The sequence below is a fragment of the Pseudomonas sp. GOM6 genome (assembly GCF_029537485.1).
Taxonomy (GTDB): Bacteria; Pseudomonadota; Gammaproteobacteria; order Pseudomonadales; family Pseudomonadaceae; genus Aquipseudomonas.
This window is the reverse complement of sequence record NZ_JARPUS010000008.1, coordinates 89928-102452: the sequence shown is the minus strand read 5'-3', so window position 1 is coordinate 102452 and position 12525 is coordinate 89928. Positions and strand designations below refer to the sequence as shown.

At 59.9% G+C, this 12525-nt stretch carries 15 protein-coding genes and 3 tRNA genes; 8 read left to right on the top strand and 10 right to left on the bottom strand.

Translation table 11 applies throughout. The features are described from left to right. Window positions 1-122: 122 nt before the first annotated feature. From P7A97_RS11565 to P7A97_RS11550, 4 genes are all read left to right on the top strand, one after another. The gene (locus tag P7A97_RS11565; RefSeq protein WP_277690093.1) at window positions 123-1319 is read left to right on the top strand and encodes an amino acid aminotransferase; all 1197 of its coding nucleotides are present in this window, start codon (window positions 123-125) and stop codon (window positions 1317-1319) included. A 68-nt stretch (window positions 1320-1387) separates the two neighbouring features. Further along, window positions 1388-1463, top strand: a tRNA-Asn gene (locus P7A97_RS11560). Between the two features lie 9 nt (window positions 1464-1472). After that, window positions 1473-1549: transfer RNA gene (locus P7A97_RS11555), tRNA-Pro, on the top strand. 5 nt (window positions 1550-1554) lie between these two features. After that, a tRNA-Lys gene (locus P7A97_RS11550) sits at window positions 1555-1630 on the top strand. 98 nt (window positions 1631-1728) lie between these two features. Here P7A97_RS11550 and P7A97_RS11545 read toward each other — a convergent pair. From P7A97_RS11545 to P7A97_RS11530, 4 genes are read right to left on the bottom strand one after another with little or no spacing between them, the layout of a single operon-like run. After that, window positions 1729-3027, bottom strand: coding sequence for an NAD(P)/FAD-dependent oxidoreductase (locus P7A97_RS11545; RefSeq protein WP_277690092.1), 1299 nt, complete (start codon window positions 3025-3027; stop codon window positions 1729-1731). 60 nt (window positions 3028-3087) lie between these two features. Continuing rightward, window positions 3088-3261, bottom strand: a complete 174-nt coding sequence (locus tag P7A97_RS11540; protein ID WP_277690091.1) for a DUF3094 domain-containing protein — start codon at window positions 3259-3261, stop codon at window positions 3088-3090. A gap of 40 nt (window positions 3262-3301) precedes the next feature. Beyond that, the gene (locus P7A97_RS11535; RefSeq protein WP_277690090.1) at window positions 3302-3784 is read right to left on the bottom strand and encodes an MOSC domain-containing protein; all 483 of its coding nucleotides are present in this window, start codon (window positions 3782-3784) and stop codon (window positions 3302-3304) included. After that, a complete protein-coding gene (locus P7A97_RS11530) occupies window positions 3781-4407 on the bottom strand; it encodes a DUF1780 domain-containing protein (RefSeq protein ID WP_277690089.1) in 627 nt (208 codons plus the stop codon). The genes P7A97_RS11535 and P7A97_RS11530 overlap by 4 nt, the downstream gene beginning before the upstream one ends. A 70-nt stretch (window positions 4408-4477) precedes the next feature. Here P7A97_RS11530 and P7A97_RS11525 point away from each other — a divergent pair, with 70 nt between their 5' ends. From P7A97_RS11525 to P7A97_RS11515, 3 genes are all read left to right on the top strand, one after another. Continuing rightward, window positions 4478-4903 (top strand): GNAT family N-acetyltransferase, encoded by a 426-nt coding sequence (locus P7A97_RS11525; RefSeq protein ID WP_277690088.1) that lies wholly within the window; start codon window positions 4478-4480, stop codon window positions 4901-4903. Continuing rightward, window positions 4900-5595 carry an energy-coupling factor ABC transporter permease gene (locus P7A97_RS11520; RefSeq protein WP_277690087.1) on the top strand — a complete coding sequence of 232 codons (696 nt, stop codon included), beginning with the start codon at window positions 4900-4902 and terminating at the stop codon, window positions 5593-5595. Before P7A97_RS11525 ends, P7A97_RS11520 begins: the two co-directional genes overlap by 4 nt. Window positions 5596-5685: 90 nt before the next feature. Then, complete coding sequence (locus tag P7A97_RS11515; RefSeq protein ID WP_277690201.1) at window positions 5686-5901, top strand: hypothetical protein; 216 nt, start codon at window positions 5686-5688, stop codon at window positions 5899-5901. A 197-nt stretch (window positions 5902-6098) separates the two neighbouring features. On the opposite strand, the gene yacG is transcribed toward P7A97_RS11515, so the two are convergent. Genes yacG through pilB form a run of 5 tightly spaced genes read right to left on the bottom strand, consistent with a single transcriptional unit; the run spans window position 6099 to window position 10700 of the window. Next, window positions 6099-6293 (bottom strand): DNA gyrase inhibitor YacG, encoded by a 195-nt coding sequence (gene yacG, locus P7A97_RS11510; protein ID WP_277690086.1) that lies wholly within the window; start codon window positions 6291-6293, stop codon window positions 6099-6101. Continuing rightward, the gene (gene coaE / locus P7A97_RS11505) at window positions 6290-6901 is read right to left on the bottom strand and encodes a dephospho-CoA kinase (RefSeq protein WP_277690085.1); all 612 of its coding nucleotides are present in this window, start codon (window positions 6899-6901) and stop codon (window positions 6290-6292) included. Before coaE ends, yacG begins: the two co-directional genes overlap by 4 nt. Next, the gene (locus P7A97_RS11500; RefSeq protein WP_277690084.1) at window positions 6898-7770 is read right to left on the bottom strand and encodes an A24 family peptidase; all 873 of its coding nucleotides are present in this window, start codon (window positions 7768-7770) and stop codon (window positions 6898-6900) included. The genes coaE and P7A97_RS11500 overlap by 4 nt, the downstream gene beginning before the upstream one ends. 2 nt (window positions 7771-7772) lie before the next feature. Continuing rightward, window positions 7773-8993: a type II secretion system F family protein gene (locus tag P7A97_RS11495; protein WP_277690083.1), complete on the bottom strand. Its 1221-nt coding sequence runs from the start codon at window positions 8991-8993 to the stop codon at window positions 7773-7775. Between the two features lie 6 nt (window positions 8994-8999). Continuing rightward, window positions 9000-10700: a type IV-A pilus assembly ATPase PilB gene (pilB, locus tag P7A97_RS11490; RefSeq protein WP_277690082.1), complete on the bottom strand. Its 1701-nt coding sequence runs from the start codon at window positions 10698-10700 to the stop codon at window positions 9000-9002. A gap of 213 nt (window positions 10701-10913) precedes the next feature. Between pilB and P7A97_RS11485 the strand changes: the two genes are divergently transcribed. Next, on the top strand, window positions 10914-11351 hold the full coding sequence (locus P7A97_RS11485; protein WP_277690081.1) for a pilin: 438 nt from the start codon (window positions 10914-10916) through the stop codon (window positions 11349-11351). A 216-nt stretch (window positions 11352-11567) separates the two neighbouring features. On the opposite strand, the gene nadC is transcribed toward P7A97_RS11485, so the two are convergent. Further along, window positions 11568-12416, bottom strand: a complete 849-nt coding sequence (gene nadC / locus P7A97_RS11480) for a carboxylating nicotinate-nucleotide diphosphorylase (protein ID WP_277690080.1) — start codon at window positions 12414-12416, stop codon at window positions 11568-11570. Between the last annotated feature and the right edge of the window lie 109 nt (window positions 12417-12525).

The following is a 12525-nucleotide window of genomic DNA, read 5'->3' as shown; positions in this document are numbered from 1 at the left end:
CCCATGCTGTCGCGGCGCGCAAACTAGGCCGCTATAATACCGGCCCGATTATGCAACCCCCTAGTTCTGCTTTTGACTGGGTGTTGCCGGTTCCCACCTCCCTCTCCGAGCTCTCGCAAAAAATGAGTCTGTTCTCTGCCGTCGAAATGGCACCGCGCGACCCTATCCTGGGCCTGAACGAAGCTTTCAACGCCGACACCCGCAGCACCAAGGTCAACCTGGGTGTCGGCGTGTATTTCACCGAAGAAGGCCGAATTCCCCTGCTACGGGCAGTCGCCGAAGCCGAGCGCGCACGCATCGAGGCTCACGCCCCGCGCGGTTACCTGCCGATCGAAGGCATTGCCGCCTACGACAGCGCAGTACAGAAACTGCTACTCGGCGAAGGCTCGCCACTGCTCGCCGAAGGCCGTGTAGTCACCACCCAGGCCGTGGGCGGCACCGGCGCCCTGAAGACCGGCGCCGACTTCCTCAAGCGCCTGCTGCCCGATGCTGTGGTCGCCATCAGCGATCCGAGCTGGGAAAACCATCGCGCGCTGTTCGAGTCCGCCGGTTTCCCGGTGCAGAACTACCGCTACTACGATGCCGCCAGCAACGGTGTGAACCGCAACGGCATGCTGGAAGACCTCAAGGCCCTGCCGGCTCGCTCCATCGTCGTCCTGCACGCCTGCTGCCACAACCCCACCGGCGTCGACCTGACTCTGGACGACTGGAAGGCCGTATTGGAAGTGCTGCGCGAGCGCGAGCACGTGCCCTTCCTCGACATCGCCTACCAGGGCTTCGGTGAAGGCATCGAGCAGGACGCCTTCGCCGTGCGCCTGTTCGCCGAATCCGGCCTGCAGTTCCTGGTGTCCAGCTCCTTCTCCAAATCTTTCTCGCTGTATGGCGAGCGCGTCGGCGCCCTGTCCATCGTCACCAGCAGCAAGGAAGAAGCCGGCCGCGTACTGTCCCAGGTCAAGCGCGTGATCCGTACCAACTACTCCAACCCACCGACCCATGGCGCCACCGTGGTCGCCAGCGTGCTGGGCAGCAGCGAACTGCGTGCCATGTGGGAAGAGGAACTGGGCGAAATGCGCCAGCGCATCCACAGCATGCGCCTGGCCATGGTCGAGCAGCTCGCTGCGCTCGGTGCCAAACGCGACTTCAGCTTCGTCGCCCGCCAGCGCGGCATGTTCTCCTACTCCGGCCTGACTGCCGAGCAGGTGGAGCGCCTGAAGAACGAGTTCGGCATCTATGCCGTCAGCACCGGCCGTATCTGCGTGGCCGCCCTGAACCAGAGCAACCTGTCTGCGGTAACTCAGGGCATCGCTCAGGTGCTCTGAACGAGATCGAGAAGTCAGCCCCAAAGTGTTGACTTCTCTTTTTTAATCAGTAGGATACGCACCGCAGTTCCGCGATAGCTCAGTCGGTAGAGCAAATGACTGTTAATCATTGGGTCCCTGGTTCGAGTCCAGGTCGCGGAGCCAACTTCCTATCGGGGTATAGCGCAGTCCGGTAGCGCGCTTGCTTTGGGAGCAAGATGTCGGGAGTTCGAATCCCCCTACCCCGACCATTTTTGGGTCGTTAGCTCAGTTGGTAGAGCAGTTGGCTTTTAACCAATTGGTCGTAGGTTCGAATCCTACACGACCCACCATAAACAAAGAGCCCGCCTAGTGCGGGCTTTTTGTTGTCTGCGTTTTTTGTCTCTGGCCTGTCCTGCGCATGGTCGACCATGCGCAGGTGGCTGGCGGCTTAATGCAGCTTAAGTCGCGGCTCGGTGCTGCGACCGATGCGGTCGCCGAGCATCAGCAGGCTGGTGCGCAGCACCCCGTACAGGGCCATCTGGTGCATGCGGTAGAGCGAGATGTAGAACATCCGCGCCAGCCAGCCCTCCAGCTTGACGCTGCCCATCAGGTTGCCCATCAGGTTGCCGACCGCCGAGAAGCGTGAAAGTGAGATCAGTGAGCCGTAGTCGCGATATTCGAAGGCGTCCAGTGGCTGGTTTTCGAGGCGGCGCTTGAGCGATTTGGCCAGTAGCGAGGCTTGCTGGTGCGCGGCCTGGGCGCGTGGCGGTACGTTACGTTCACTGCCGTCACCCAGGGGGCAGGCGGCGCAATCGCCAAAGGCGAAAATGTTGTCGTCCAGCGTGGTCTGCAGGGTTGGGCGCACCAGCAGCTGGTTGATGCGGTTGCTCTCCAGGCCGTCCAGGTCCTTGAGGAACGCTGGCGCGCGAATGCCGGCGGCCCATACCTTGAGGCTGGCGGGCACTTCCATGCCCTGGGCTGTGAGCAGAGCCTCGGCGGTGACCTGGCTCACCGCGGTGCCGGTAAGGACGGTGACGCCGAGTTTTTCCAGGGTTTTGTGCACCGGGCCGCTGATGCGCTCTGGCAGTGCCGGCAGCACCCGCGGGCCTGCCTCGATCAGAGTGATGCGCATGTTCTGCGGCTGGATGCGATCCAGGCCGTAGGCCGCCAGTTCGTGGGCGGCGTGGTGCAGTTCTGCGGCCAGTTCAACGCCGGTAGCGCCTGCGCCGACGATGGCGACGCTGATGCGGCCATCGTCACTGTTGCTGGCATGGGCGCGCAGATAGTGGCTGAGCATCTGCCGGTGGAAGCGCTCGGCCTGCTCGCGGGTATCGAGGAAGATGCAGTGCTCTGCCGCGCCGGGGGTGCCGAAGTCATTGGTGGTGCTGCCGACGGCGATGACCAGGCTGTCGTAGGCCAGCACGCGCTCGGGTAGCAGCTCGTGGCCATCTTCGTCGAGGGTGGCGGCCAGCTTGATGGTTTTGCGCGCTCGATCCAGCCCGCTCATGCGGCCGAGCTGGAATTCGAAGTGGTTCCACTTGCCCTGGGCCACGTAGTTCAGCTCATCTTCGGATGAGTTGAGCGAGCCGGCCGCCACTTCGTGTAGCAGCGGTTTCCATATGTGGGTGAGGTTGGCGTCGACCAGTACGATGCTGGCCTGTTTGCGCTTGCCCAGGCTTCTACCCAGGCGGGTGGCAAGCTCCAGGCCGCCGGCGCCGCCGCCGACGATCACGATGCGATGACTCATTGAGGAATCTCATAAGGCTTAAAGAAATCGGTAGGCCCGGCTGGGCGAGCGCGAGGCGGCTCATAGCACCAGTCCGGCGAGCAGGCGGGAGAGGAGGCCTAGGCAGATGGTCACCGCGATCACCATCAACAACAGGCGCCAGGGGCGAAACGGCTTACGTTCCACCTGGTGCTGCGGAGCGCTCAGGTATTGCTCGACGCGTTGCTGATCTTCGGGACTGAGGCGACTGGGCATGACGATCCTCTCTAAAGTGCGGCCATTCTAGACGGGGCGGTCATGCCGGCTCAACGCGCACGAGATCCAGCAGGCGGATGATCCCGCCCTCGATCACGCGGGCGGTGATACCGCCGTGGCCGCGCATGGCCTGGAAGGTGCCAGGGCCGAGCCGTTCTTCCAGGCGGGCGCAGGGTTGGCACCAGCCAGTGGTTTCCAGCAATGCCTGGCCGATGCGAAAACGCCGGCCCTTGAGGCTGAACAAATTGATCCCGGCGACCGCGATATTGCGGCGCAGATCTGCGGGGGATAGCTCGCGACTGAGCAGGGCGCTGGCGACGGCCAGGTGCTCCCACTGGATCAGTGTCACCTGGCGTGCGTTGCGTGGGCCGGGGCGGGCATGGTCGCCGGTCAGTCCTGCTTCGCGGCGGGCTTCGACGGCGTCCAGCTCGAGCATGTGTCCGCGGGACTCCGGGCGCACGCCTATCCAGCGCACGTGTCCTGTCTGCGGCACTTCGGCAAGCAATTCCGGCAAGGTTTTCACAGGCTGATTCCAACATCGAAGAGTACGGTGCGGCCCAGATTGTGGCGCAGGAAGTCCGGTGCATCGCGATGGGCGAACAGAACCCGCGCATAGTTGGGGCCGACCAGTGACAGCGAGCGCCAGCCTTGGCGCAGGTATTCGCCGGGCGGTGGGAAGGGGCTGTTGAGGTCGGGCACTTCGCGCTTGAGGCTGACGTAGGCCAGCAGGTCCAATTCGCCGGGGTCGAGGCCGCGCTCGCTGTAGTTGTGTGCCTTCTTGCGCAGGGTTGGGCCCAGCCGTGCCTGCAACTCTGCTACCGGGATGCGCTTTGGGCGCGCCTCGCGGCGCAGTAGCTGACTGAGAGACAGGGCACTGCGTCGACGCTGCAGCTCTTCCTTCCATTCGTCGTTGAGTCGACGGCCTTTGTCGAGGACGAAGAACACCTCAAAGTTGGCGTCGCGGAACAGTACATCGGGCGGCTCCTGGCCGGCACTGAACTCCTCCTGCCGATGGCGCAGGTTGAGTGCGGTCAGCAGGCGTTGGCATACCCAGCGCTCGCGTTCCCACTTGCGCGCGTTGGAGAGAAAGTCGTTGGCCTGTTCTGCCTGGCGAGTCAGCAGGCGCAGGTAGTCGGAGTCATCCATGGCCGCAGCATAGCGTAAAGCCGTCATGGATCGGGCGATGTAAACTGCGCCAGCCAGCCGAGGAGCCATCATGCAGATTCGCGCCATCACGCCTGACGATCACACGGTCTTGTACGCCCTGTGGCGGCGCACGCCAGGCATTCAGCTGCGCAGTGACGATGAGTACGCACCGTTCTGTCGATATTTGGCGCGTAATCCTGGGCTGAGTCTGCTGGTCGAGGCCGAGGGTGTTCCAGTGGCCTGCCTATTGGTTGGGCATGACGGGCGGCGAGGCTACCTCCAGCACCTGGTGGTCGATGTGCCTTGGCGTGGTCGTGGTCTGGCGCGGGCGCTTGTGGGTGAAGCCTTGCGCAGGCTGGCGGAGCTGGGGGTGGTGAAGTCGCATGTATTCGTACTGGATGATGCGCCCGAGGCACTGGCCTTTTGGCAGGCGCAGTCGTGCTGGGGGCTTCGCAGCGATATTCGTGTGTTTTCTACCCGGGAGGCGCAAGTATGATCGCCGCCGAGTTGTTGCAGCCCGCCACTTTATGGCTCGGCTGGGTGGCCTATGTTTCGGTGCTGCTGTGGGCTGTATGGCACACGCCCTGGGTTGAGCTGTGCAGTGACCAGCGGCGTCAGCATCTGCTGTTTGGCACCGTGTTGGCGCTGTTTCTGCTGTGGTTGGTGCGTCGCGACTTTGCGTCGGGGCTTTCCTTTCACTTTATCGGCATGACCGTCGTGACGTTGTTGCTGGACTGGCCGTTGGCCTTGCTGGGTGGTTTTGCTGCGCAGCTTGGATTACTGGCGCTAGGGCGTCTTGATCTGGCCGCCCTGGGCATTAATGGCCTGCTGCTGGTCGCGCTGCCGGTGGCTATTGCCGAGTTCTGCGCCATCCAGGTGGAGCGTCGTCAGCCACGTAATCTGTTCGTCTACATCTTCTGCTGTGGCTTCTTTCCCGCGGCGCTGACGGCGCTAGCCTGTCTGCTGGGTGGCCTGGTGTTGCTCTGGCACGACGGCCTGTATGTCATGCCGCCCTGGCTGGAAGACTTTGTTGGTTACCTGTGGCTGGTGATGTTTCCTGAAGCCTTTATCAATGGAATGCTGGTGACCGGCCTGGTGGTGTTCTATCCAGACTGGCTGGAAACCTTCAATCGCACGCGCTATCTCTCGGCGCCGTGGAAGGACAGCGATACGGATCGGCGGCCATAAATATCCTTTATCCCGTGATGGATGCTGATCTGAATCAATAACCTGCTGCCTGCAGCGCCCATGCTGGAGAAAACTCAGGAGGGCGAGGTGATGAGTGTGCATCAGTGGGCGCGACAGGAGTTGGAGGCCTGCCTGGAGCGGGCGCTAGAGCGTGGGTTCGATCCCCTGCTCAGTCTGCGAGCGTTGCTCAGCGAGGCGGTGGAAATGAACCGGCTGGAGCGAGAGGTGGCTGATCTTGCCCAGGAGCTGCAGTTTCTTGCGGATAACCTGGACCCGGAGCGTGACTACGCCTTTATGCGGCCGTAGCGGGCGTAGCGCGTAGCCCGCAGTGCCCTGCTTCTGTGGGAGCGGCTTTAGCCGCGAGGCTTTTGTGCTGCTTGCATCGCGGCTAAAGCCGCTCCCACAAAAGCTCATATGGGGGGCTTCAACCCTGCGTATTGGCTGAATCGCTCTGGGCTTCGGGGCTGCGTCGCTCGACCCAGTCGATCACCATTCTTGCGTAGTCAATGCCCTCGCGGCGGCAGGTCTTCCGAGAAGGGCGAGTCTTCCAGCGAGTCGCCGGGAATGGCATGGGCTTCGGAGGCCCAGGCGCCCAGGTCGATCAGCTTGCAGCGTTCGCTGCAGAAGGGGCGGTTGGGGCTTTGTGGGCCCCATTCAACGGGAGCGCCACAGGTAGGGCAATCGACGGTGGTGCTCATGCTTGGCCTCCGTGCAGGGTCAGGTAGAAGTGGTGCAGGCGTTCGACTTCCTGCTGTAGCCAGGCAATATCCCGATCATTGACCAAGACGTCGTGAGCGTGGCTCAGGCGCTCCTCACGATCGCTCTGGGCCTTGAGGATGGCGCGGATCTGCTCCTCGCTGGCGCCGTCGCGGCTCATGCTGCGTGAGAGTTGCAGGTGTTCGGGGGCATCCACTACCAGCACGCGCTGGGTCATCCTGTGCTGGCCAGACTCGACCAGCAGGGGTGAAACCAGGATTGCGTAGGGTGATTCGGCGCGGGCCAGATACTGGTTTATCTCCTGGAAGATCAGCGGATGCAGCAGGCTTTCCAGCCAGCGGCGTTGCTCTGCGTCCTGAAATACCAGTTGGCGTAGTGCTGCGCGATTCAGGCTGCCGTCAGCCTGTAGCACCTGCTCGCCGAAGCGTTCGGCAATCTGCGCCAAGGCCGGGCGCCCCGGCTCGACCACCCAGCGGGCCGCGTGGTCGGCGTCTACCAGGTGCACGCCAAGGTCGATAAAGTGCTGGGCAGCGGCACTTTTGCCGCTGCCGATGCCTCCGGTGAGGCCGAGAATCCAGGGTTTGCTCATCTAAAACCGGCGAACTGCAGATAGGTCCCGGTTATTTGATCACCCCAGAGCAATGCGATCCAGCCCGCAATGGCCAGGTAAGGGCCGAAGGGGATGGGTGTGCTGGTTTCCTGGTTGCGCAGGCGCAGCATGATCACGCCCAGCACGGCGCCAACCAGCGAAGACAGCAGAATGGTCAGCGGCAACACCTGCCAGCCACCCCAGGCACCGAGCATGGCCAGCAGCTTGAAGTCGCCGTAACCCATGCCTTCTTTGCCGGTCACCAACTTGAACAGCCAATACACCGACCACAGGCTCAGATAGCCGGCGATGGCGCCCCACAGGGCATCTTCCAGGCTGGTAAACAGCCCGAAGTGGTTGGCGATCAACCCTAGCCATAGCAGCGGCAGCACGAGAGAGTCCGGCAGCAGCTGGTGATCGCAGTCGATCATGCTCATCGCCAGCAGGCCCCAGGTCAGCACCAGCATGCCCGCCGCCTGCCAGCCAAAACCGAAGTGGTAGGCGATATAGCCGGAGACCAGGCCGCAGGCTAGCTCGATCAGCGGATAGCGCAGGCTGATCGGCGCTTTGCAACTGGAGCATTTGCCACGCAGAAACAGATAGCTGACGACCGGGATGTTTTCCCAGGGTTTGATCTGGTGCTGGCAGTGCGGGCAGCAGGAGTTGGGCAGGATGATATTGAATGTGCCCTGTTTGGGCTCTTCCGGTAGTTCAAGAATCTCCCGCGCTTGCTGACGCCAGTCGCGCTGCATCATTACTGGCAGGCGATAGATGACAACGTTGAGGAAGCTGCCGAGCAAGAGGCCGAGCAGGAGTGATAACAAAACAAAGGCCGGCAAGTTGCCGGCCAGAAAGTCGATCAACTGCATGGTTAGACGACGGCGCCCAGCTGGAATATTGGTAGATACATGGCAATAACGAGGCCGCCAACGAGCACGCCTAGCACCGACATGATCATCGGTTCCATCAGGCTGGTCAGACTGTCGACTGTGTTGTCGACTTCAGCCTCGTAAAAGCTGGCGACTTTATCGAGCATGTCATCCAGTGCACCGGACTCTTCGCCGATGGCGGTCATCTGCAGGGCCATGCTGGGGAATACACCGGTAGTACGCATGGAGAAGTTCAGTTGCATACCGGTGGAGACATCTTGTTTGATCTTGTTCACGGCGGTTCTAAAGACCACGTTACCAGTGGCGCCGGCTACCGAGTCCAAGGCTTCTACCAGTGGTACGCCCGCAGCAAAAGTGGTAGCCAGGGTGCGTGCATAGCGCGCTACCGACGACTTGTAGATGATGTCGCCAACCAGTGGCACTTTGAGCAGTGTGCGATCCAACCAGTTGCGGAACTTCTCCGAGCGCTTGTTAGCTTCTTTGAAAGAAAAGGCTGCAGCGATTAAAGCAGCCAGTACGGCCAACCACCATTTTTGCATGACTTGCGACAGACCAAGCACCATTAGAGTGAAGGCGGGCAGTTCTGCGCCGAAGCTAGAAAATACAGACTCGAATTGTGGTACGACCTTGATCAGCAGAATGGCCGAAACGATGACGGCTACCACGATAACGGCGATCGGGTAGTTCATGGCCTTCTTGATTTTGGCCTTGAGTGCCTCGGTTTTTTCTTTGTAGGTGGCTACCCGGTCCAGAAGAGTTTCGAGTGCGCCGGATTGCTCACCGGCATCGACCAGATTGCAGTAGAGGTCATCGAAATAGAGCGGTCGCTTGCGCAGCGAGGAGGCAAAACTATTACCAGCTGCAACGTCCTGTTTTACATCATCGACCAGCTTGCGCATATTGGCATTGTCCATGCCTTCTCCGATGATGTCGAAGGAGTTAAGCAGCGGAACGCCGGCTTTCATCATCGTGGCCATCTGCCTGGTGAAAATGGCAATGTCCATCGGTTTGATTTTTTTGCCGCTACCGCCAAACAGTGAGGCGGACTTTTTTCGCACCTTGATCGGGTTGATGCCCTGTTTGCGCAGTTGTGCCTTAACCAAAGCAGTGCTTTGCCCGCCCAGTTCGCCTTTGACTTTGGCGCCCTTCTTGTCGGTACCTTCCCAGCTGAAAATGCTGGTTTTGAGAGCTTTTTCCGCCATGCTGGCTTAGTCCTTGGTCACGCGGTTGATTTCTTCGAGGCTTGTGATGCCCTGCATTGCCTTGAATAGGCCTGAGTTGCGCAAATCATTGAAGCCGTCTTTGCGTGCCTGCTCGGCGATTTCAATGGAGTTGCCTTCCTCCATGATAATGCGTTGCAGGGCTGACGTGATTTTAACCACTTCATAAATACCAACCCGGCCTTTGTAGCCGCCCTTGCAATTTTCGCAACCAACCGGGCCGTAAAGTTTGAAGGTGCCCAGTGCGTCGGCGGGGAAACCTTCCTTGAGAAGCACGTCGTGAGGCACTTCGACCGGCTTCTTGCAGCTGCCGCACAGTTTGCGCGCGAGGCGCTGGGCAATGATCAGGTTGACCGAGGTGGCGATGTTGAATGCCGGCACGCCCATATTGCGTAAGCGCGTGAGAGTTTCTGCAGCGCTGTTGGTATGCAGGGTGGACATCACCATGTGGCCAGTCTGGGCGGCTTTGATGGCAATCTCGGCAGTTTCCAGGTCGCGGATCTCGCCGACCATGATGATGTCCGGATCCTGGCGCAGGAAGGCGCGCAGCGCCTGAGAGAAGTCCATGCCTTGCTTGGGGTTGACGTTGACCTGGTTGATACCTTCCAGGTTGATTTCCACCGGGTCTTCGGCGGTGGAAATATTCACGTCGACGGTGTTGAGAATATTCAGGCCTGTATAGAGCGATACGGTCTTGCCTGAGCCGGTAGGGCCGGTGACCAGAATCATGCCCTGCGGCTGTTTGAGGGCATTCATGTATAGCTCTTTCTGATTGTCCTCGTAACCAAGGGCATCGATGCCCATCTGCGCGCTGGTGGGGTCGAGAATCCGCATCACGATTTTCTCGCCCCAGAGTGTGGGCAGGGTGTTGACGCGGAAGTCGATAGCCTTGGTCTTGGAAATCTTCATCTTGATCCGGCCATCCTGCGGTTTGCGCCGCTCGGAAATATCCAGGCTGGCCATAACCTTGAGGCGGGCAGATATGCGCGGTGCCAGCTGGATCGGGGGGCGGGCCACCTCATGCAGAATGCCGTCGGTACGAAAACGTACGCGGTAGGCACGCTCATAGGGCTCGAAATGCAAGTCTGAAGAGCCGCCTTTTATCGCATCCAGCAGCATTTTATTGACGAAGCGTACTACTGGTGCATCGTCGGCATCATTGCCGTTGGCGCTTTCGGCTTTGTCGTCGTCTACTGCTTCGATATCGACGCTGTCTAGATCGACATCACCGAGGTCCTCAAGGCCGCTGTTGGCGGACTCGAAGAATTTTTCGATGGCGTCGCCCAGCTTGTCATCCTCGACCAGAATGGCTTCGGTATTGAGGCCGGTGCTGAACTGAATGTCCGTGATTGCCTGCAAATTACTGGGGTCAGAGATTGCTACATAGAGCTTGTTGCCGCGTCTATAAAGCGGAAGCGCTCGGTGTTGGCGTACCAGCTTTTCGCTAACCAAGTCACGGGGCTGGGCTTCCCTGTCAATACTGGACAGGTCGTAGACGGCAATGCCGAACTGGTCAGAGGTCAGGGTGGCCAGGTCACGGCTTTTGACCAGTTTGTTCTGAACTAGGTAGGTGGTCAGCGAGGTTTTGTTGCGAAGGGCCTGCTGGTGCGCCTGCTGTGCAGTGCTTTCATCCAACAGTTGTGCCATTACCAGTTGCTTGGCCAGACCGGTCAAAGGGATGTCGTTCATGGGGCGGAAATCTGCTTGTGAGTTCCCGCCTTATATAACTCAGAGACGAGGGGCTGCCAAATAACGGTGCTGGTGGTGACCTTTATTGTCACTTTTTGTCGGCAGATTGCGCGCGCGTGCGAGCTTTGGGCGGGATTTATCCAGTATTTCTGGATTTGGAGCGTTGGCACGGGATGTGCTTTCTCTTGCTCAGGTCGTCTGGACCTTTAACTCATGCTTGGAGAAAAGCTGATGAAAGCTCAAAAAGGTTTCACCCTTATCGAACTGATGATCGTGGTTGCTATCATTGGCATTTTGGCTGCTATCGCCATGCCTGCGTACCAGGATTACACTGCTCGCGCTCAGGCGACCGAGGCCCTGAAGGCCACCGCGGGCCTGCAAACAGACATCGCTGTAAACTACTCTGAGAATAATACTCTCGTTCCGACTGCTGCTATTACAACTGCGGCGGGTGCGTTGGCTGGTAAGTACTTTGCTGCCAATGGCGTGACCGTTAATGCGACAACTAGCGCTATTTCGGTGGCTTATAGCTCTGGTGCTTTGAGTGGCCAGACCATGGTTATTACTCCGACTGCAAATGCGGGGCAAATCACTCGCTGGACCTGCACCGGTCTGACCAGTGCTAACCATATTCCGTCTGGCTGCCGTTAATTTAAGGTTGCTGGTATTGCAAGAGTTGGGGGTTGTGTAGGGGTTGCATCTGCTTTGTTGTAACGCAGTAAGCTCTTTCATTTCCTTGGGGCGCCCCGATTAAGCTCGGGGCGTTTTCTATTTTTAGGAATGTATAGAGTCGATTCGACTCCTGTCTCTCGTATAAAACAAAACCCCGCTAGATGCGGGGCTTTGTTTTTTGGGTTTGGGCCACTTTTAGAGGCTCAGTCGCATCGACAGGTCGATGGCCTTGACGTCTTTGGTTAGGCTGCCAATAGATATGTAGTCCACGCCGGTTTCGGCGATGGTGTGCAGAGTGGCTTCATTGATGCCTCCAGAGGCCTCCAGCTTCGCGTGGCCAGCGTTTATGGTGACTGCGGTTCGCATATCTTCCAGGCTGAGTTCGTCGAGCATGACTATATCGGCGCCAGCCTCCAGTGCTTCCTTAAGCTCCTCCAAGTTTTCTACTTCCACTTCCACCGGCTTGCCTGGAGCGATGTTGTGGGCGGTGGCGATGGCCTGTGCGATGCCACCGCAAGCGGCGATGTGGTTCTCTTTAATAAGGAATGCATCGTAGAGACCGATGCGGTGGTTGTGGCAGCCGCCCTGGGTGACGGCGTACTTCTGCGCCATGCGCAGGCCTGGAAGGGTTTTGCGAGTGTCGAGCAGTTTCACGCCGGTGCCTTCTACCAGGTCGGCGAAGTGGCGGCAGCGGGTGGCGACGGCGGAGAGGGTCTGCAGGAAGTTCAGCGCGGCGCGTTCGCCGCTGAGCAGGGCGCGGGCGGGGCCCTGAAGTTCAAAGAGCTTTTGGTCGCCGCTGACGCGATCGCCATCGCGTACATGCCAGTGCACGCTGACGCGTGGGTCGAGTTGGCGGAATACGGCGTCGACCCAGGCGGTGCCGCAGATGATGGCACTTTCGCGGGTGATCACGGTCGCATGAGCCAGGCGCTCGGCGGGTATCAGTTGGGCGGTGATGTCGCCGCTGCCGATGTCCTCGCGCAGCGCGGCGCTTACATTGGCTTCGATTTCGGCGCCGAGGTCGGCGAGGGTCAGGTTGGGCATGGCGGCCTCCGCATTCTGGTGGCGCGATTATAGGGACTGATAAGGGGCTGTGGAGTGGCCTTGCGTCTTTCTGTCGGGGGCCTATGGTGATCTGGTCGGCTTTGGATGA